The sequence below is a fragment of the Arthrobacter terricola genome, from assembly GCF_004354015.1.
Classification (GTDB): Bacteria; Actinomycetota; Actinomycetes; order Actinomycetales; family Micrococcaceae; genus Arthrobacter; species Arthrobacter terricola.
In genome coordinates this window covers 76,623-93,784 of the sequence record NZ_SMRU01000001.1, presented here as the reverse complement: position 1 = coordinate 93,784, position 17,162 = coordinate 76,623, and the positions used below count along the sequence as shown (strand labels likewise).

19 protein-coding genes are annotated in these 17,162 nt (G+C 63.5%); 12 read left to right on the top strand and 7 right to left on the bottom strand.

The features are described from left to right. The first annotated feature begins 9 nt into the window (after positions 1–9). Entirely contained in the window at positions 10–369 is a 360-nt protein-coding gene (locus tag E1809_RS00480) for a hypothetical protein (protein WP_133202283.1), read from the top strand. Positions 370–411: 42 nt separating this feature from the next. Here E1809_RS00480 and E1809_RS00475 read toward each other — a convergent pair whose 3' ends face one another. Beyond that, on the bottom strand, positions 412–978 hold the full coding sequence (locus tag E1809_RS00475; protein ID WP_133202282.1) for a dihydrofolate reductase family protein: 567 nt from the start codon (positions 976–978) through the stop codon (positions 412–414). A gap of 96 nt (positions 979–1,074) precedes the next feature. Between E1809_RS00475 and E1809_RS00470 the strand changes: the two genes are divergently transcribed. Beyond that, positions 1,075–1,353 (top strand): YciI family protein, encoded by a 279-nt coding sequence (locus tag E1809_RS00470; protein ID WP_133202281.1) that lies wholly within the window; start codon positions 1,075–1,077, stop codon positions 1,351–1,353. On the opposite strand, the gene E1809_RS00465 is transcribed toward E1809_RS00470, so the two are convergent. Further along, entirely contained in the window at positions 1,350–1,598 is a 249-nt protein-coding gene (locus E1809_RS00465; protein WP_133202280.1) for an MFS transporter, read from the bottom strand. The two genes, E1809_RS00470 and E1809_RS00465, sit on opposite strands and share 4 nt — an antisense overlap. A gap of 42 nt (positions 1,599–1,640) precedes the next feature. Between E1809_RS00465 and E1809_RS00460 the strand changes: the two genes are divergently transcribed. Then, on the top strand, positions 1,641–2,114 hold the full coding sequence (locus E1809_RS00460) for an MFS transporter (protein ID WP_133202279.1): 474 nt from the start codon (positions 1,641–1,643) through the stop codon (positions 2,112–2,114). Between the two features lie 228 nt (positions 2,115–2,342). On the opposite strand, the gene E1809_RS00455 is transcribed toward E1809_RS00460, so the two are convergent. Beyond that, on the bottom strand, positions 2,343–3,752 hold the full coding sequence (locus E1809_RS00455; protein WP_133202278.1) for an aminotransferase-like domain-containing protein: 1,410 nt from the start codon (positions 3,750–3,752) through the stop codon (positions 2,343–2,345). Here E1809_RS00455 and E1809_RS00450 point away from each other — a divergent pair. Next, positions 3,751–4,674, top strand: coding sequence for a DMT family transporter (locus E1809_RS00450; protein WP_133202277.1), 924 nt, complete (start codon positions 3,751–3,753; stop codon positions 4,672–4,674). The genes E1809_RS00455 and E1809_RS00450 overlap by 2 nt on opposite strands. After that, complete coding sequence (locus E1809_RS00445; protein WP_133202276.1) at positions 4,674–5,315, top strand: FMN-binding negative transcriptional regulator; 642 nt, start codon at positions 4,674–4,676, stop codon at positions 5,313–5,315. The genes E1809_RS00450 and E1809_RS00445 overlap by 1 nt, the downstream gene beginning before the upstream one ends. A gap of 60 nt (positions 5,316–5,375) precedes the next feature. Here the strand turns inward: E1809_RS00445 and E1809_RS00440 are convergent, their stop codons facing one another. The 3 genes from E1809_RS00440 to E1809_RS00430 form a co-directional block, all read right to left on the bottom strand. Then, positions 5,376–6,641, bottom strand: a complete 1,266-nt coding sequence (locus tag E1809_RS00440) for an MFS transporter (RefSeq protein ID WP_133202275.1) — start codon at positions 6,639–6,641, stop codon at positions 5,376–5,378. Beyond that, positions 6,638–7,093, bottom strand: a complete 456-nt coding sequence (locus tag E1809_RS00435) for a MarR family winged helix-turn-helix transcriptional regulator (RefSeq protein ID WP_133202274.1) — start codon at positions 7,091–7,093, stop codon at positions 6,638–6,640. The genes E1809_RS00440 and E1809_RS00435 overlap by 4 nt, the downstream gene beginning before the upstream one ends. 106 nt (positions 7,094–7,199) lie before the next feature. Next, the gene (locus tag E1809_RS00430; protein WP_133202273.1) at positions 7,200–7,709 is read right to left on the bottom strand and encodes a DUF2127 domain-containing protein; all 510 of its coding nucleotides are present in this window, start codon (positions 7,707–7,709) and stop codon (positions 7,200–7,202) included. 175 nt (positions 7,710–7,884) lie between these two features. Between E1809_RS00430 and E1809_RS00425 the strand changes: the two genes are divergently transcribed. The 7 genes from E1809_RS00425 (at position 7,885) to E1809_RS27665 (ending at position 16,824) form a co-directional block, all read left to right on the top strand. After that, on the top strand, positions 7,885–8,931 hold the full coding sequence (locus E1809_RS00425) for a LacI family DNA-binding transcriptional regulator (RefSeq protein WP_235835363.1): 1,047 nt from the start codon (positions 7,885–7,887) through the stop codon (positions 8,929–8,931). Between the two features lie 94 nt (positions 8,932–9,025). After that, complete coding sequence (gene uxaC, locus E1809_RS00420) at positions 9,026–10,432, top strand: glucuronate isomerase (RefSeq protein WP_133202271.1); 1,407 nt, start codon at positions 9,026–9,028, stop codon at positions 10,430–10,432. Beyond that, entirely contained in the window at positions 10,429–11,826 is a 1,398-nt protein-coding gene (locus tag E1809_RS00415; protein ID WP_235835362.1) for a mannitol dehydrogenase family protein, read from the top strand. Before uxaC ends, E1809_RS00415 begins: the two co-directional genes overlap by 4 nt. A 214-nt stretch (positions 11,827–12,040) precedes the next feature. Further along, positions 12,041–13,837: a beta-glucuronidase gene (gene uidA / locus E1809_RS00410; protein ID WP_133202270.1), complete on the top strand. Its 1,797-nt coding sequence runs from the start codon at positions 12,041–12,043 to the stop codon at positions 13,835–13,837. Positions 13,838–13,896: 59 nt separating this feature from the next. Continuing rightward, complete coding sequence (gene uidB / locus E1809_RS00405) at positions 13,897–15,264, top strand: glucuronide transporter (RefSeq protein WP_133202269.1); 1,368 nt, start codon at positions 13,897–13,899, stop codon at positions 15,262–15,264. Positions 15,265–15,482: 218 nt separating this feature from the next. Beyond that, positions 15,483–16,712 carry a D-mannonate dehydratase ManD gene (manD, locus tag E1809_RS00400; RefSeq protein WP_133202268.1) on the top strand — a complete coding sequence of 410 codons (1,230 nt, stop codon included), beginning with the start codon at positions 15,483–15,485 and terminating at the stop codon, positions 16,710–16,712. Continuing rightward, positions 16,702–16,824, top strand: coding sequence for a hypothetical protein (locus E1809_RS27665; RefSeq protein WP_268908650.1), 123 nt, complete (start codon positions 16,702–16,704; stop codon positions 16,822–16,824). The genes manD and E1809_RS27665 overlap by 11 nt, the downstream gene beginning before the upstream one ends. A 17-nt stretch (positions 16,825–16,841) precedes the next feature. On the opposite strand, the gene E1809_RS00395 is transcribed toward E1809_RS27665, so the two are convergent. Next, on the bottom strand, positions 16,842–17,117 hold the full coding sequence (locus tag E1809_RS00395) for a hypothetical protein (RefSeq protein WP_133202267.1): 276 nt from the start codon (positions 17,115–17,117) through the stop codon (positions 16,842–16,844). Positions 17,118–17,162: the final 45 nt, after the last annotated feature.

The following is a 17,162-nucleotide window of genomic DNA, read 5'->3' as shown; positions in this document are numbered from 1 at the left end:
ATTGATCTGATGGACAATCTTCAACTGCACCGTCCGTTCCGCAGACGGGGTGCCGAAGGATCACTCCGGCTGGGCGTGGAACTGCCTGACGGATCCAGGGTCATCGGCGGCGACATGTCACGCCGCTATCCGTTCGACGGAGCGGAGCCGGATCGTCCGCAGCTCACCGTGCGCGGAGGCGGTGGCGGCGGTTCCGACGAGGACTACGGCTATCGCATCGACGCCTGGTTGTGGCCGGCGCCACAGGCCGGTTCGTTGCGCCTGGTTTATGACTGGCCCGGGCTGGAGATCAACGAAGGGTCGATCACCATCGAAACGGCACCGCTGGTCACCGCGCGGGAGGACGTTCTCAGCATTTGGACCCAATAATCCAAGCGCCCCTGACACATCGCCTGACACGGTCCAATCGGTCTACGAACGAGGCGGCCCGGACAAAACGGTCGGAACGTAGTCAAGCAGTTGGATGCGTCCGTCAAAGGTGCGGCTGCTGATGAGGTCGAGGGCAACGTCAGGGTAGCCGTCGTAGATCCGCTCCCGGCCGGTACTCCCGGTGATGACGGGGAAGACGACCACGCGGAAGCGGTCCACGAGACCGGCTTTCAGCAGTGAGCGGCATAGCGTGAGGCTGCCGATCGTTCGCATGGATTTCGACTCGCTTGCCTTCATCTCCCGCACCGTCTCGACGGCGTCTCCGGCGACGAGTTGCGTGTTCGCCAACGCGAGGGGTTCATGCAATGTCTTTGAGAAGACGATCTTCGACATGCCCGCCAGCGGTTCCGTACCTGGCTCGCCGGCGGCCGCGAATCCTGACATGACACGGTACGTCGTTGCGCCCATCAGCACGGTGTAGTCGGCTTCGGGGGCCTCGCCCAGCCACGCCAGGTACTCGGGCCCTTCAAGCCCCCACCAGCCCGGCCAGCCCTCAGCAGCCGCGTAGCCATCGAGCGAAGTGATGAAGTCGATGAGGAGTTCCGGCATAGTCGCGTCCTTGTCCATGAATCCCGGGTGGTGCCCCCATCCTCGCTCCGCAGAAGGACAACTACAACCCTCGGTGGCCGTTGTAGAGTTTGCCGAATGGAATCCGTTGTGATGTACACCCTGCGCGAGGGCGTCGATCGCTCGCGTGTCCTGGAAACGTACCCTCGCCACAAGGCCTACTACGAGGCGTTCCGCGCTGCCGGTGGTGGCCTCGTCGCATTGGGGCCGTTCCAGGACGCGGAACAGGCCGCAGGGTCGATGGGGATTTTCACCTCACGCGAGGACGCAGAGCGCTTCATCGCCCACGATCCGTTTGTCACCGAAGGTCTTGCCGACCCGCGCATTCTCGAGTGGAACGCTGTCCACTTCGATTAGGATTTTCGCCCGTTCGGCACGAGCATCACCGCCGCGACGAGGGTCAGCCCTGCGCAGGTGGCGAAGATCCCGTGATACCCCAGAGGACTGATCGAGCCCAGGGCGATGATCGGCCCCGAAGCCACCGCGCCCAAGCGCGTTGTGTTGGTGTACACGCCTGATGCGAGGCCTGGGCGCTGAATGATCCTCTGGAACAAAGTGAGTCCGGGCCCGGCGACGGTCCCGAAGAACCAGGCGTTGAGCACCCGCAACTTCTTTGTGCGGCTTTCTCACTCGCAACGGCTGCGGTGCTGACTGCGACCTCGTCCACGAGGGCGGCGGCGGCCGCGCTGATTGTCCTGGGTGGTCCGGGTGCGGCTGGCATGTCGTTGCTGTTCGCCCAGTTGAAGCAGACGGCCCAGGCCGACGTTTCCTACGTCCTGAGGATCAGGGCGGTGTTTTCCTTCGCTTGGGTCGGGGGACCGCCCGTCGCCACAGTATTGATGGGTGCTTTGGGAAACCGGGCCGTCGCAGTGGCGATGTGTGTGGTCTCGATTCTCAACATCGCCGCGATCATTGTCGCCTTGCTCCGTCGGCGGGGTAACCGCCTACGCGCGGGCTCCCCGCTTGCGGAGGAGCCTGGGGCGAAACCGGCGGTGTCCAAGCCGGCGATCGTTTGCCTGGCCACCGCCTTCATTGCCGCCCACGCGGCCAACTCATCCGCTGTCACGTCGATGGCGTTGTTTTGGCGTCCGGACTGTATTCGAACACCAACAGCGTAGGATCCGTGTTGTCCGGAGCCGTCATCGCCCTGTCGACCGGAACAACCATCGGGTTTCACGGAATATTTGCGGCGTGCACGGTTCTCCTGATTGCCTCGGCCGCGCTCATGGTTCTTTTCAGGTACCTCGCGGCCGGGAGCCCCGGGCGCCGGGAAGTGTCACTTTCAGAAGCTGACCATGGGCACTAATGGCCGGTCATCTCGTGGTTTTTTGGTTGTTCTGCAATTGTCAGGTCATTTCGTCTAGTGCTTCTCCGAGGATGCGGGCTGCTTCGGGGAATCGTTCGGGGTTCTCTCCTGAGTAGTTGAGCCGGATGTATGGTCCGGAAGGTTCGGCGGGGAACCATTCGGTGCCTGGGGCAATGATCAGTCCGCGGGTCTCGCAGTCCCGGGCGAGGCGGGCAGCGTCGGTTCCTTCGGGCAACCGTACCCATAGGTTCAGGCCACCCACGGGGATGTTCTCGACATCGGCGGCTGGTGAGTACTGCCGGAGACTTTCCAGGAGCGAATCGCGGCGGACCCGCAGGCTTTGCTGAAATCCGCGCAGGTGCGTGCGCCAGCCCGGCTGGGTTACTACATCCAGTGCTGCTGCTTGGAGCAGACCGCTGACATACATCGATTCGGCGGCGCGGTCGGCAAGGATCCTGTCCCGGGCAGGTCCGCGCGCGATGACGGCCGCGACCCGGAGGGCGGGTGAGACGCTCTTGGTCAGCGATCGGAGATAGATGACGTGACCGTCATCGTCCTGGGCGGCCAGGGGGCGGGGTTCGGCGTCGATCGCCAGATCGTGGGCCCAGTCGTCTTCGATGAGGAACGCCCCGTGCCGGCGGACCGTTTCGAGCACGGCCTGTCCGGTTTCGGCAGGCCACTTCGCCCCGGTCGGGTTCGCGAATGTTGGCTGGGCGTAGAACCCGCGTGCCCCTGTTGCCCTGAATGCCCGGTCGATCTCGTCGGGATCGGGTCCCAGCGCTCCCGCGGGAACGGGAATCAGGTTCACTCCTGCCTGTTCAGCGGCCAGGATCGCACCCCAGTACGTGGGAGACTCAATCAGCAACGGCCCGCCGGGACCGATCAGCGCCCGGAAAATGGAACTGAGCCCGCTCTGGCTTCCTGAGATGATCAAAGCATCCCGCGCCGACGGCGCTCTGACACCGGCCGGGGCGGCGTCGGCAAGTTCGGTGGCAAACCAAGCCTGCAACTCCGGCAGCCCCGCCGCGGGCGACCTCGTCAAGGACGCTTCCGTCCGCCCGGCCCTGGCGATCGCGGCGCGCACCAGCCGCTCCGGCAGCAGCTCACGCGCCGGGTACCCCGAATGCAGCCCGATCACATCCGGGGCAGCGGTGCGCTGGGTCGAAGAAAGCAGCAAACCCCGGCCCGGCGGTGCCCCGAGCGCGGCCGTCTGCCACCCGTAATCGGCTGGCCGGGATTGCCGCACCGCCCGCACGAACGTCCCTACCCCGGGCCGGCTCTCCACCAGGCCCAGCGCGGAGAGCTGACGCATGGCCTTCTGCACGGTGACCGGACTCGCACCATACTCGGCCATGAGCGCCCTATTGGACGGCACCCGGGCGCCGGGAGCGGCCTGCGCAATCCATCGCCGAAGACCCGAAACAATCCGATCAGTGCTATCGTTATTCATGACAGTACATAGTAGCGTTATCGTCAAAACTCCGAAAGTGTTATCGCACCGGGCCGGATTGTGGTGGGGACTTCTCGGCGTGACCGCCTTTTCGTTCACCGTTCCCCTCACGCGCGTCGCCACGGGCGGGTTCTCGCCATTGTTCATTGGATCGGCCCGTGCGGTCATCGCCGCCGTGCTGGCGATCATAGCTCTGGCACTCACGCGGCAGCGCTTTCCGAACAAAGCCCAGTGGGGACGGCTGGCAATTGTCGCTGGCGGTGTCGTGGTCGGTTTCCCGATGCTTAGCACCTACGCCTTGACCACCGCCCCGGCCAGCCACGGTGCCGTGGTCATCGGACTCCTGCCCGCGGCGACAGGAGCCGCTGCCGTCCTGCGCGGCAAGGAACGCGTTTCCGGCCTATTCTGGCTGTTCGCGGGCCTCGGAGCCATCGCCGTCGTGGCCTTCGCCGCCCTGCAAAACGGCGGACTCGGACACCTGGGCTGGCCCGACCTTCTCCTGTTCAGCGCTGTTGTGGCCGCGGCGGTCGGCTACACAGAAGGAGGCCTCCTTGCACGCGAACTCGGACCCTGGCAAACAGTGTCCTGGGCCCTCGTCCTGGCGCTGCCCGTCATGGCAGCATCAACCGCCGCTGCCATTGCCGGGCAGGCTCCCACGGCCGACCCGGCAGAATGGGCCGCGTTCGCGTACCTTGCCGTCGTAAGCATGTTCCTGGGCTTCTTTGCTTGGTACCGCGGCCTCGCCATCGGCCCCATGGCACAGGTCAGCCAGGTACAGCTCGCCCAACCCGTCATGAGCATTGCCTGGGCCGGACTCATCCTGCACGAACAGTTGACCTGGTCCACCCTGGCTGGAGGCGCTATCGTGATCCTCTGCGCCGGACTGGCCGTCCGCACACGCCTTGACAGGAAGACCCCCTAATGCGCCACACCCCACACTTCTTGATGACAGACCTCGACGAAGTCAGGCACCTCATCCGCGACAACCCGTGGGCCACTTTCGTGTCCGCGACCAGTAAAGGACTCATCGCCTCGCACTACCCCGTCCTGGTCGATGAATCAGAGGACATCACCATCGTCAGCCACTTCGGACGCCCCGACGAAATCCTCCACGAACTCGGACAACACGAAATACTCGTCATCATCCAAGGCCCGCACGGCTACATCTCGCCCAGCTGGTACGCCCCCGGCGACCTCATCCCCACCTGGAACCACGTCACCGCGCACCTCTACGGAACCCCTGAAATACTCAGCGAAGAGGAGAACTACACCATGCTCTCCCGCCTCACCGGCCACTTCGAACAGCACTACCCTAAGGGCCGCAGCCTCAACGAAGACGAAGCCGGCACCCGCCGCGCCGCCAAAGGCACCATCGGCCTGCGTATGCGGGTCACGCATTTCGATGCCCGCGCCAAGCTAAGCCAAAACAAGACCGACGACATCAGAGAGAACATCACTACACGCCTCAAAGAGCACAACCCCGCCCTCGCCCACGAAATGCGACGCACGCAAAGCAGCAAACCGCCATCAACAACGGCAGGGACTCCACTCGGTTCGCCCTGATGTCCCTGTGCGGGCCTGCTCGCGAACTATCCGTTCATAGGCCAGGTTGGGCCGGCTCTTTCAGCGGGACGCCGCCGAGGGATCCCTGGTCACATGGGTGCGCTTGCGCAGGTGCTGCCGCAAGGTCAGGGGGCTGCGGCGTGCAACGAGGAAAAGTGCCACTAAGCCGGCCGCGAGGACGATTGCTCCGCCGGAGGCCACTGACCAGCGGGCTCCGAAAGTGGTGCCGATCCAGCCCATGAGCGGTGCCCCTAGAGCTGTTCCGCCCTGGAGTGTGGCCAGGTAGAGCGCGAGCACCCGTCCGCGGAACCGGGGATCGACGGATAGCTGGATGCTCGTGTTGCAGCTGTTCAGGAAGGTCATCGATGCGAGCCCGATCGGGACCAGGACCGCTGCGTAAAGCCAGAATGACGGTGACACGCTGCCGATCAGCGTGAAGATGCCCAGGCCGAGGGCGCCCATGAGAAGGTATCGCATCCGCGGGGCAGACCTGCGGGCGGCCAGCAAGGCACCGGCGAGGGTTCCGATCGCCATGACCGAGCCCAGCAGGCCGAACTCGCCTGGCCCCATGCCGAACACCGCCGTGGACATCAGGGCGTTCGTGACCGGGAAATTCATGCCGAAGGCACCGATGACGGCTACCAGGACGAGGATCATCACCAGGTCCGGACGCTGGCGCACGTAGCCCAGACCCTCGATGACCGGGTGTTTGCTCTGGGTTGATGGCTTTGAGACGGTCCCGGATGGTTGGATCTTGACCAGTGACACGATGACGGCGGCGAAACTGGCGGCGTTGAGCAGGAAAACCGGTCCCGTTCCTGCCCAAGCGATGAGCACTCCCGCGATTGCAGGACCGGTGAGCCGGGCTGTGTTGAAGGAAGCGGAGTTCAGCGACACTGCGTTGGCGATGTCTTCTTGTCCGACGAGTTCGGAGACGAAGGCTTGGCGGGCCGGGCCGTCAAAGGCGCTGGCCAGTCCGAGGCACAGCGCGGCGGCGTAAACCTGCCAGAGTTGCGCTGCCCCGGTGACCACGAGGAGCCCGACGGCGAGCCCGCACACTCCCATGGCCGACTGGGTCCAGAGCAGGATCACGCGTTTGCGGTGGCGGTCGGCGAGTACGCCGGCGTAGGGACCGAACATGAGCATGGGAAGGAACTGCAGAGCGGTGGTGATGCCGACTGCGGTGCCTGAATGGTCCGTCAGGACGGTCAGGACAAGCCAGTCCTGCGCCACCCGCTGCATCCAGGTCCCGATGTTCGAGACCACGGCCCCGCTGGCCCACAGCCTATAGTTCGGATTCCTCAATGCCCTGAAAGTGGAGCTCATTGGGCGCTCATCTCCTGCATGATGTGCGCAGCGCGGCTGAGGATCAGCCTGTCTTCCGGGCTCAGGCCGGCCACCCGCTGTGCCAGCCACGCGGTCCGCTGGCCGCGCGCCTGTTCCAGGACGGCCTTGCCCGCCGGGGTGATGGCTACCTTGACTTGCCGGCCGTCCTCCGGATGGGCTGTCCGGGAAACGAAGTCCTGCTCGGCCAGGGCGTTGATGATCCTGGTCATTGAAGGCCCCTGAACGTGTTCACGCTGGGCCAGTTCCCGTGGTGTGCTGGGGCCGCCGCCATCAAGATGGGCGAGCACCGTGTATTGCCCGGGCGTAATGACCTCACCGGTGGCCTCCACACGCAGCCGCCGGGACGTCCGCATCACGGCGGTCCGAAGGTCGATCGCGAGAGTATCGGGACTGATCGGGTCCCCGTTGTCCTGTTTTGCTTCCTGGCTCATTGGCGTTGCCGTTGCGGGCCTCCCTGGGTCGATTCTTAGCAGAACTAATTAGCTATGCTAACGATTATCCACCAAAGCCATCCGGATGGAAACCCGGGCGAAAGCCCTAAGCAACCACCGCAGGCTTGGGCTTGTGGCGCCGGAATTCACGCCACGTGATCCACACAATGAAGATGTCGAACGCCGTCAGGAGTGTCAGGCCCCACGAGAAGGAGACCAGGATCTTATAGACCTGGTGCGCGATGAAGACCAGCAAGAAGGCAATCATCCACGGATAGGCCCAGAGCTTGTCCCTCAGCACGGCCCACACGAGGACGACTTTCACGATGCCATGGAGCAAGAGGTAGATCGCTCCGAAGATCGACGCTGAGGCCGGAAGATTCCCGGTGGCATGGACCAGCGCGTTGGCGATGAGGTCATGGGGATCTTCGGAGAGTTCATGCTGCGTCAAGAGGCGGACGATGGAGCCGATTTGCTGGGGCGAGACGAACAGCAACAGGACCCCGCCCACCAGTTCCAGCACGCCGTCGAGGCCCTTGAGGCTCAAGCTGATACGAAACGTCCGGTCGAGGGCCGTCCGCTTTTCCGCCGTTTGTCCGCTTGGGATATGTTCCATGACATTCCTCCTTTGTGACGGCTGCCGCCTTTCCGGCTGCCACACGAAAAGCACCTTGCCCCTGGCGCGGCGCCAAATGCGTCCGAACCTTCACACTACCGGCTGGCCATTAAACGGCGAGGCCGGCTTGGCAACCGTCATGCTCCTTGTTGCCAACTCGGATTACGATGTAGCCGTGACTGAAGCGACAAATTCCGGAGCAGCAACCGTCCCCTCAAGGCGTGGCCGCGGCGATAAATCCTCGCCGACCATTTACGACATCGCGAAGCTCGCGGGGGTCAATCCTTCAACGGTGTCCCGGGCCTTGAGCAAGCCCGGACGGGTCAGTGCCAAGACGCAGAAGATCATCGAGGACGCCGCTGAGCAGCTCAACTACCGGGTGAATCCGTTTGCGAGGGCCCTTCCCACCGGGCGTACCCAAACCTTTGGCCTGATCGTCGCCGATATCACCAATCCGACGTTTTTCGACATCATCCGGGGCGCGGAATCTACGGGTTCAAGCCGCGATTACACCTTGGTACTTGCCGAATCCGCGGAGTCGGCGGATACCGAGGTCACGGCTTCGCGCCGGATGCTCAGCACCGTTGACGGGCTGATCCTGGCGAGCCCCCGCATGGACGACGAACAGATCCGTGCACTGGCTGCCGACAAGCCCGTGGTTGTCATCAACCGGGACGTCGACGGCGTGCCGTGCGTCGTTCCCGACGTCACCAAGGGAATTGGGCAGGCGGTGCGAAGCCTGGCGGCGAACGGCCACAAGCAGATCGCGTACGTCGCCGGCCCGGCGCAGTCGTGGATGTCCGCCCGCCGATGGGAAGGCGTCCAGTCCGCGTCCGAATGGTCGAAACTCGGGGCGGTTCGCGTGGAATCGTCCAAACCGACCGTCGACGGCGGCCGCTACGTGGCGCGGGACATCCTGGACAGTGGTGCGACGGCGGTCATCACCTACAACGACCTCCTCGCCATTGGCCTCATGCAGGAATTGCAGGCCGCCGGTGTGCGGGTCCCGGACCAGATCAGCATTGTGGGTTTCGACGACATCTTCGGGGCGGACTTCACGACGCCGCCGCTCACCACCGTGCGCTCGCCGTTGGGGGAGTGCGGCTCCCGTGCCGCCACGCTGTTGCTGGACATGCTCCACGGCAACGAAGGGCCGTCCGGAGCCATCCATGTAGACACGGAACTCGTGGTGCGGGGCTCCAGCGGAAGGCTCCTCGCCTGAAGCGAACCCAGCTCCGAAAGAACCGAAATGCAACGTACCGGCAATTTTTGGCAACCGGTTGACAGTTTGTGTCAGCCAGACTGAAGATTGATCCATGTCACAGTCCATTGCAGCCAACCCTGACCGGCTCCTTCCCGCGGATCCCGGGACACGCAGCATCGCGCGTTCCCTGCTTGAACGCGTCCAGGACTTGCCCATCATTTCCCCCCACGGCCACGTTGACGCCGCCGTCATCGAAAACAACACTCCGTTCCCGGACCCGGCTGCGCTCCTCGTCAGCCCGGACCATTACGTCACCAGGCTGATCCATGCCAGTGGGGTCTCCTTCGACAAGCTGCGCTCGACTGGTCCCAATGCACCGGAATCCCGCGAGATCTGGCGGACGTTCGTTGAAGCCTGGCCGCTCTTTGAGGGCACAGCTTCCGGCTATTGGCTCCGGACCCAGTTCGAAAGCGTGTTCAAACTCGCAGCCGACCTTGGCGAGATGTCCGCCGACGCGAGCTACGACGCCATCGCCGCGAAACTCGTCGAATCGGATTTCCGGCCTCGCCAGTTGTTCAAGGACTTCAACATCGAAGTTCTCGCCACCACCGACGACCCCCTGGACAACCTGGCAAGCCACAAGGCGCTCGCCGACGATCCCACCTTCAACGGACGCGTCCTGCCGACCTTCCGGCCAGATGCCTACTTGAACATCGCGCACCCGGAATGGGCCGCCAAGGTCGAGAGGTTGACCGAAACTGCGGGGGACGGCGCTAGTGGTTACGCCGGCTACATCGCGGGCCTGGAAAACCGCCGTCGTTATTTCGTGGAGCATGGCGCGGTTTCCGCCGACCACGGCGTCCCGACGCCGGCCACCCTTAAGCTCGACGCCGCCGAAGCGGAATCGCTCTTCGAAAAAGCCCGCGCCGGCAAGGCCACGGCCGCGGACCGCGACGCTTTCGAAGCGCACATGATGTACCAGATGGCCCGGATGTCCGTGGAGGACGGCCTGGTCATGACCATCCATCCCGGCTCGTTCCGCAACCACCACCAGCCCACTTTCGAAGCCTTCGGCGCTGACACCGGACACGATATTCCGTTCGCCGTGAATTACACCGAAGCGATCCGGCCGCTGCTGCAGGACTTCGGTACGGACAAGAACCTGCACTTGGTCCTGTTCACCTTGGACGAGACCGTCTTTTCCCGCGAGCTCGCACCGCTCGCTGGCTTCTATCCTTCGGTGTACCTCGGCGCGCCGTGGTGGTTCCTGGACGCTCCGGATGCCATGCTCCGATTCCGGTCGGCGGTCACGGAGACAACGGGCTTCTCGAGGTCGTCCGGTTTCATCGACGACACGCGGGCTTTCTGCTCGATCCCTGCCCGGCATGACGCATCCCGGCGGATCGAAGCATCCTTCTTGGCCCGGCTCGTCGCCGAGCACCGCGTCACGGAAGACCGCGCGCACGAGTTGATTGTCGACGTCGTCGACTCCTCGCCGCGAAGGGTATTCAAGCTGTGAGCACCCAACAACGGATCCTTCCCCGATTGAACCGCGTCACGAAGCCGTTCAGCAGGGCGCCGATCCGCATTGTCCACCTGGGTTTGGGGGCTTTCCATCGCTCCCACCAAGCCTGGTACACGCAGCACGCGGGCGATGCGTCCGAGTGGGGGATCGCCTCGTTTACGGGCCGCCGGCCGGATGCCGCTACTGTCCTCGCGGCCCAAGACGGGCTGTTCACGGTGGTGGAGCGATCCGACGCGGGCGACTCGTTCGAGGTGATCGGCAGCGTGGTCGAGGCAATCGACGGCGCCGACGTCGGACGCTTCGCCGAACTCATCGCCGCGCCGCTTACCTCCGTAGTAACGCTGACCATCACGGAAGCCGCCTACCGGCTCGGCGCCGACGGTAAGCTCGACGCCAATGCCCCCGGCGTCGCGGCCGATCTCGCGGCACTCACCGATCGTTCAAGAACGCCCACGACGCCGTTGGGCCGCTTGGTCTTCGGCCTCGCGTCCCGCAGGGATGCTGACGCCGGCCCCCTCGCCGTCGTGTGCTGCGACAACCTCTCCCACAACGGAACCGTCGCTAGGAACGCCGTAGTAGGGATGGCAAAGGCGGTCGACGGCGGCCTCGCCGCCTGGATAGACGCCAATGTCAGTTTCGTCAGTACCTCCGTGGACCGCATCACGCCGCGTACCACCGAAGCCGATATCGACGCCGTTGCCGCCGCGTGCGGATACCGCGACGACGCGCCTGTGGTGGCGGAGCCGTTCCGCAACTGGGTGCTCAGTGGCGATTTCCCGGCCGGACGCCCGCGCTGGGAAGACGCCGGAGCTGTCTTCGTCGATGAAATCGAACCCTACGAAAACCGCAAACTGTGGCTTCTCAACGGGGCGCATTCCCTCCTGGCCTACGCCGGGCAGTTACGAGGCCACAAAACCGTCGCCGAAGCCCTTGCCGACGACTCGTGCCGCGAAGCAGTTGAAGCGTTCTGGGACGAGGCGGCCGCCCACCTCCACGGTGAGGGCCTGGAAATCCCGGCGTATCGCGCGGCCCTCCTGGAGCGATTCGGCAACTCCCGGATCGAGCACCACTTGGCCCAGATCGCGATGGACGGGACCACCAAGCTACGGATGCGCGCGCTGCCCGTCCTCCGGGCTGAAAGAGCGGCCGGCCGAAGCGGTGAGGCCACCGCACGGGTCATCGCTGCGTGGACCGCTTATACCGCGGCCGGCTCCGGAATCCAGGATCCGCAGGCTGCAGGCATTGCTTCCGCCAATCTCCTGGAGGGCCGCGCCCGCATCGAGGCGTTGTTATCCCTCATCGATGCCGACCTCGCTGCCGATCGCGCAGTCGTGGACCTCGTCGAAAGCCTGTCCATTACCTTCGACAGTGCCAGCCACCTCAACTAACCCCGAGTTTGTGTACACCTGATACCCCTTTAAAACCTGTTTTAAGGGGTATCAGGTGTACACAAACTCGCGTGGAAATTTCTGGCAACCGATTGCCTAATCGTTGCCGAAGTGATTAGAATTACATAAAGCTTCAACAATTCAGGGGCTGCTTCAACCGGACGATTCCCCCGGATCCGGTCCCGCCCGCAATGACGCGTTAGGACTTTTCTCCATGCTGAAACCCCAAGCCAACTCCACTCGCGAGCTCGTCAATCTCGACGGTCTCTACGCGTTCAAGGTCGACTTTGACCGCTCCGGCCACACCGAGGAGTGGTTCAAGAGCCCGCTTCAGAGCGATCTCGAAATGGCCGTCCCCGCGAGCTACAACGACATCTTCGCCGACCAGGCCATCCGCGACCACGTCGGATATGTCTGGTACCAGCGGGAAGTCCGCGTCCCGCGCGGATGGGCAGGGGAGCGGATCCACATCCGCCTCGACTCCGCCACCCACGAGGGCATGGTCTACGTCAATGACCAGCTCGTCGCTCAACACGTCGGCGGATACATGCCGTTCAGCGCCGACATCACGGACGTCGTCGAGGCCGGCCGGAGCTTCCGCCTCACCATCGCAGTCAACAACGAACTGACGCGGGCAACCATCCCGCCCGGCAAGATCGTTGTCACCGAAGACGGCCGCCGCCAGCAGACCTACCTGCACGACTTCTACAACTACGCCGGCCTGCACCGCAGCGTCTGGCTCTACAGCACTCCCGCGACCGCCGTTGAGGACATCACCGTGGTGACCGGGTACGACGGCGACACGGGCACGGTGGACTATGTCGCCGTCGTGCTTGGTGAAGGGAGGGCACGTGCGTCGCTCCGAAACGCCGACGGCGTTGAGGTCGCCACCGCGGAAGGCGCCTCCGGCACCCTGTCGATTCCCGGCGTCGTGCTCTGGCAACCAGGCGCCGCCTACCTGTATGAGCTCACCGTGGAAGTGCTCGACGACGGCGGAACGTTGCGTGACGAATACAGCCTCCCGGTCGGCGTGCGTACCGTTGAAGTAGAAGGGAAGCAGTTCCTGATCAACGGGGAACCGTTCTACTTCACGGGCTTCGGCATGCACGAGGACCACTCGTCCATCGGCAAGGGCCACAGCAATGCCCACATGGTCAACGACTTCCAACTGCTCGCGTGGACCGGTGCCAACTCCTTCCGGACCTCGCACTACCCGTATGCGGAAGAAGTCCTCGAATACGCCGATCGCCATGGCATCGTGGTCATCAACGAGACCCCGGCTGTGGGGCTGCATTTGGGATTCGGGGCTGTGTTTGGCGGGATCGCTGAAAAGACCTACGTTGACGGCGGAATCGACGGCAATACCGCTGCCAGCCATCGCCAATCCATCTCGGAGATCGTCGCCCGGGACAAGAACCATCCCTCAGTCGTCATCTGGAGCATCGCCAACGAACCTAACGCCTCGGAGGAAGGGGCGCGCGAGTACTTCCGGCCCCTGGCCGAACTGGCGCGCGAACTGGACCCGAGCCGTCCGGTGGGGTACGTCAACGTCATGTTCGATACGCCGGACAAGGAACTCATCGGCGATCTCTTCGATGTCATCATGCTCAACCGCTATTACGGCTGGTACCTGAACAACGGGGACCTGCAGTCGGCCGAACAGGCGTTGGAAAAGGAACTCCGCGCCTGGGAAACGAAGTACGGCAAGCCCATGATTATGACCGAATATGGCGCCGACACCATGCCCGGCCTCCATTCCCTCTACGCCCAACCGTGGAGCGAGGAATACCAAGCCGGATTCCTGGACATGTACCACCGCGTCTTTGACCGCGTGGATGCCATGGTGGGCGAACAAGTATGGAATTTCGCCGACTTCCAGACCTCCAACGGGATCATGCGCGTGGACGGCAACAAGAAGGGCGTCTTCACCCGGGACCGCCGGCCCAAAGCCGCCGCCTTCGCCCTGCGTTCGCGCTGGAGCACCCTCAATAACCGCAAGCCAAAGGCCTAGCGTCATCACTCATCGCAATGCCGGGACTTTCAGTGCCGGCAAGGGTAAAGGAGCCCGCCATGAACAAGCTCAACAAGGTCAGCATCTTCGGCTATGGTGCCGGCGATGCCGCCAACAATCTGGCCTTCACCACAGCCACCATGTTCCTCCTGGTGTATTACACCGACGTCGCCGGAATATCGGCGGCCGCGGCGGGTACGCTCTTGCTCACCGTCCGGATCTTTGACGCCTTTTCGGATGTCTTCGCCGGAAGGCTGGTTGACCGGGCCTTCAGCCGGCGTTTCGGAAAATTCCGGCCGTTCATCATGTTTGGCTCCGTTCCGCTGCTGTTGCTGAGTGTTGCGTCGTTCTCGATTCCGCAAATCGGCGAAACCGGCATGCTGCTTTATGCCTATGTGACGTATGCGGCCCTCGGGCTGGCCTATTCCTTGGTCAACATCCCCTACGGTTCGCTGGCCGGGGCCATGACCCAAGATGCGGGAGAACGCGCGAAGCTGGGATCGGCACGCATGGTGGGTGCCCTCCTGGTCAGTTCCGCGCTGGGCATCTTCGTTGCGCCGCTCATCAAGCCCGGAGCCAACCTCCAAGCGGTATTCACTACGATCACCCTGGTCTTCGTGGTGATCGGTGCGGCGCTGTATTTCTTCACTTTCCTGACGGCAAAGGAACGCGTGCACCGGTCAGTGCCGAAGGTTTCCTTCAGCCAAAGCATGGCGACGCTCAAGACCAACCGGCCGCTCCTCATGCTGTGCCTTAGCTCCTTCCTGTTCCTTACCGGATACATGGCCATGTCTTCCGTGCAGCTCTACTACTTGAGGGACGTCCTGGGCCGCTTGGATCTTTACGCGCTGCTTTCGATCATCCAGCTGGTGGTGACGCTCGCCCTGGCTCCGCTCATGCCAAGGCTGGTCCGCAAGTTCGGCAAGAAGGCCATTTACGTCGCCGCCGGAGCGTTTGCAATCGTTGGCGGCGCGATAGTCTTCTTCGCTCCAGCCGCCATGCTGTGGTTCGGCTTCGCAGGCCTCCTCCTGAGCATGCTTGGGGTCATGGCCGTCAACATCGTGGTGTGGGCTTTGGAAGCCGACACCGTGGAGTACGGCGAATGGAAGACCGGTGTCCGGACCGAAGGCATCACGTACGCACTGTTTTCCTTTACCCGCAAGACCGGACAGGCCGTCGGCGGTGCACTGGCCGCATATGCGTTGGCGATCGGCGGATACAAGTCCGGCACCACCCACAGTGCCGAATCCTTGCAGGCCATCCAGTTTGCCGCAGGAGCCCTGCCCGCAATCATGACCATCCTGGCAGTCGCTGTCATGTCCAAGTACAAGCTGACGGACGCCCTCCACGAGCGGATCGTCAGCGAGATCACCGCCCGCCATTCGGCCGAAGTGCGGCACCCGGAATTGGAAGCTTCCTTGAAGTAGCCGCTGCGGCCCCAACTAACCCGGAGTTTGTGTACACCTGACACCCTCTAAAAACCGGTTTTAAGGGGTGCCAGGTGTACACAAACTCGAGAAGAGTGTGTATTGCAACCGGTTGCCAAATATTGTCATCCAAGCTAACCTCATCAATATCCGCATTGTGATGCACATCGCATTCTCTTCGGATCAGCCCTCGATCAGCACCCGTGAAAGGACCGGCTGTGAAAATCATTGCCGCTGAAGTCTTCGTGACCAGCCCTACCCGCAATTTCGTCACCCTTCGGATTACGACGGAGGACGGTGTCACCGGCATCGGTGACGCCACCTTGAACGGCCGGGAACTCGCCGTCGCCGCTTACCTCAAGGAGCACGTCGCGCAGCTGCTGATCGGCAAGGATCCGCACCGGATCGAGGACACTTGGCAGTTCCTGTACCGTTCCTCGTACTGGCGCCGGGGTCCGGTCACGATGGCGGCGATTGCCGCCGTCGACATGGCGCTGTGGGACATCAAGGGCAAGATCGCCGGGCTGCCTGTCTACCAACTCCTGGGCGGGGCGTCGCGCAACGGCCTGCGCGCCTACGGGCATGCATCGGGTTCGGACATTCCCTCGCTGTTCGACTCCATCCGGGAACACCTGGAGCTCGGGTACAAGTCCATCCGGGTCCAGACCGCGATTCCTGGCATCAAGGCCGTGTACGGCGTCGCGGCCCAGGCCCAGGCCTCGGGGGAGCGCTACGACTACGAACCCGCCGGCCGCGGTGCGTTCCCGCAGGAAGAGGACTGGGACACCCGCGCCTACCTGCGCCACCTGCCCACGGTCTTCGAGGCGGTGCGCAACGAGTTCGGCCCGGAGATCCCGCTGCTGCACGACGGCCATCACCGGATGACCCCTATTCAGGCCGCGAAGCTCGGTAAGGCCCTGGAACCGTACGATCTCTTCTGGCTCGAGGACTGCACCCCGGCCGAGAACCAGGAAGGCCTGCGCCTGGTCCGCCAGCACACCACCACACCGCTGGCCATCGGTGAAATCTTCAACACGGTCTATGACTTCCAGACCCTCATCAAGGAACAGCTGATCGACTACGTCCGGGCCGCGTCCACGCACTTCGGAGGGATCAGCCCGCTGAAGAAGGTCATGGACTTCGCCGCGCAGTACCAGATCAAGTCCGGCTTCCACGGCCCCACCGACATTTCCCCGATCGGTTTCGCTGCGCAGCTGCACGTGGGGCTGGCCATCCACAACTACGGCATCCAGGAATACATGCAGCACTCGGAGAAGACCAACGAGGTCTTCCAGCAGTCCATGACCTTCACCGACGGCTACCTGCACCCGGGCGACAAGCCAGGACTCGGCGTCGAATTCAACGAGGAAGCCGCGAACGCCTTCCCGTACCAGCAGGCCTACCTGCCCTACAACCGGCTCGTGGATGGAACCGTGCATGACTGGTAAACCCTCCACAGCCGGCGAAGTGGCCACCATTGAGAAAATCCAGGGCAAGTCCGAATTCCAAGGGACGTTCAATGAGAACGGGTTCTGCGGTTCGTTCGACACTCGCCTGTAGCGTCCCGCCGTCGGCGTTTACACCCGGGCACCCGGGCGCCCGTCCACTTCCAATGTCAGCGCCCCGCAGTAGTATGCGGGCATGCCTGACGAGCCTGAGTACCCTGCGCCCTTGAACGCGGTCGCCGCGCCTTCGCCCCGCCAGACCGAGCCTTTGTCTACGGTCTCGAGGGTGCCGGTGATCGCCAAGTTTGTCTGGCCGAAGTACATCCAGTACGTTCCCGCCATGGTGATCCGGACGGCGGAGGGCAAGGTGCTGGTGCAATGGTGGCCGAATCCTTTTGGATCGGCCACCAGGTCCACCTGGTTGAAGGATACGGATATCCGGGCGGAACTCCG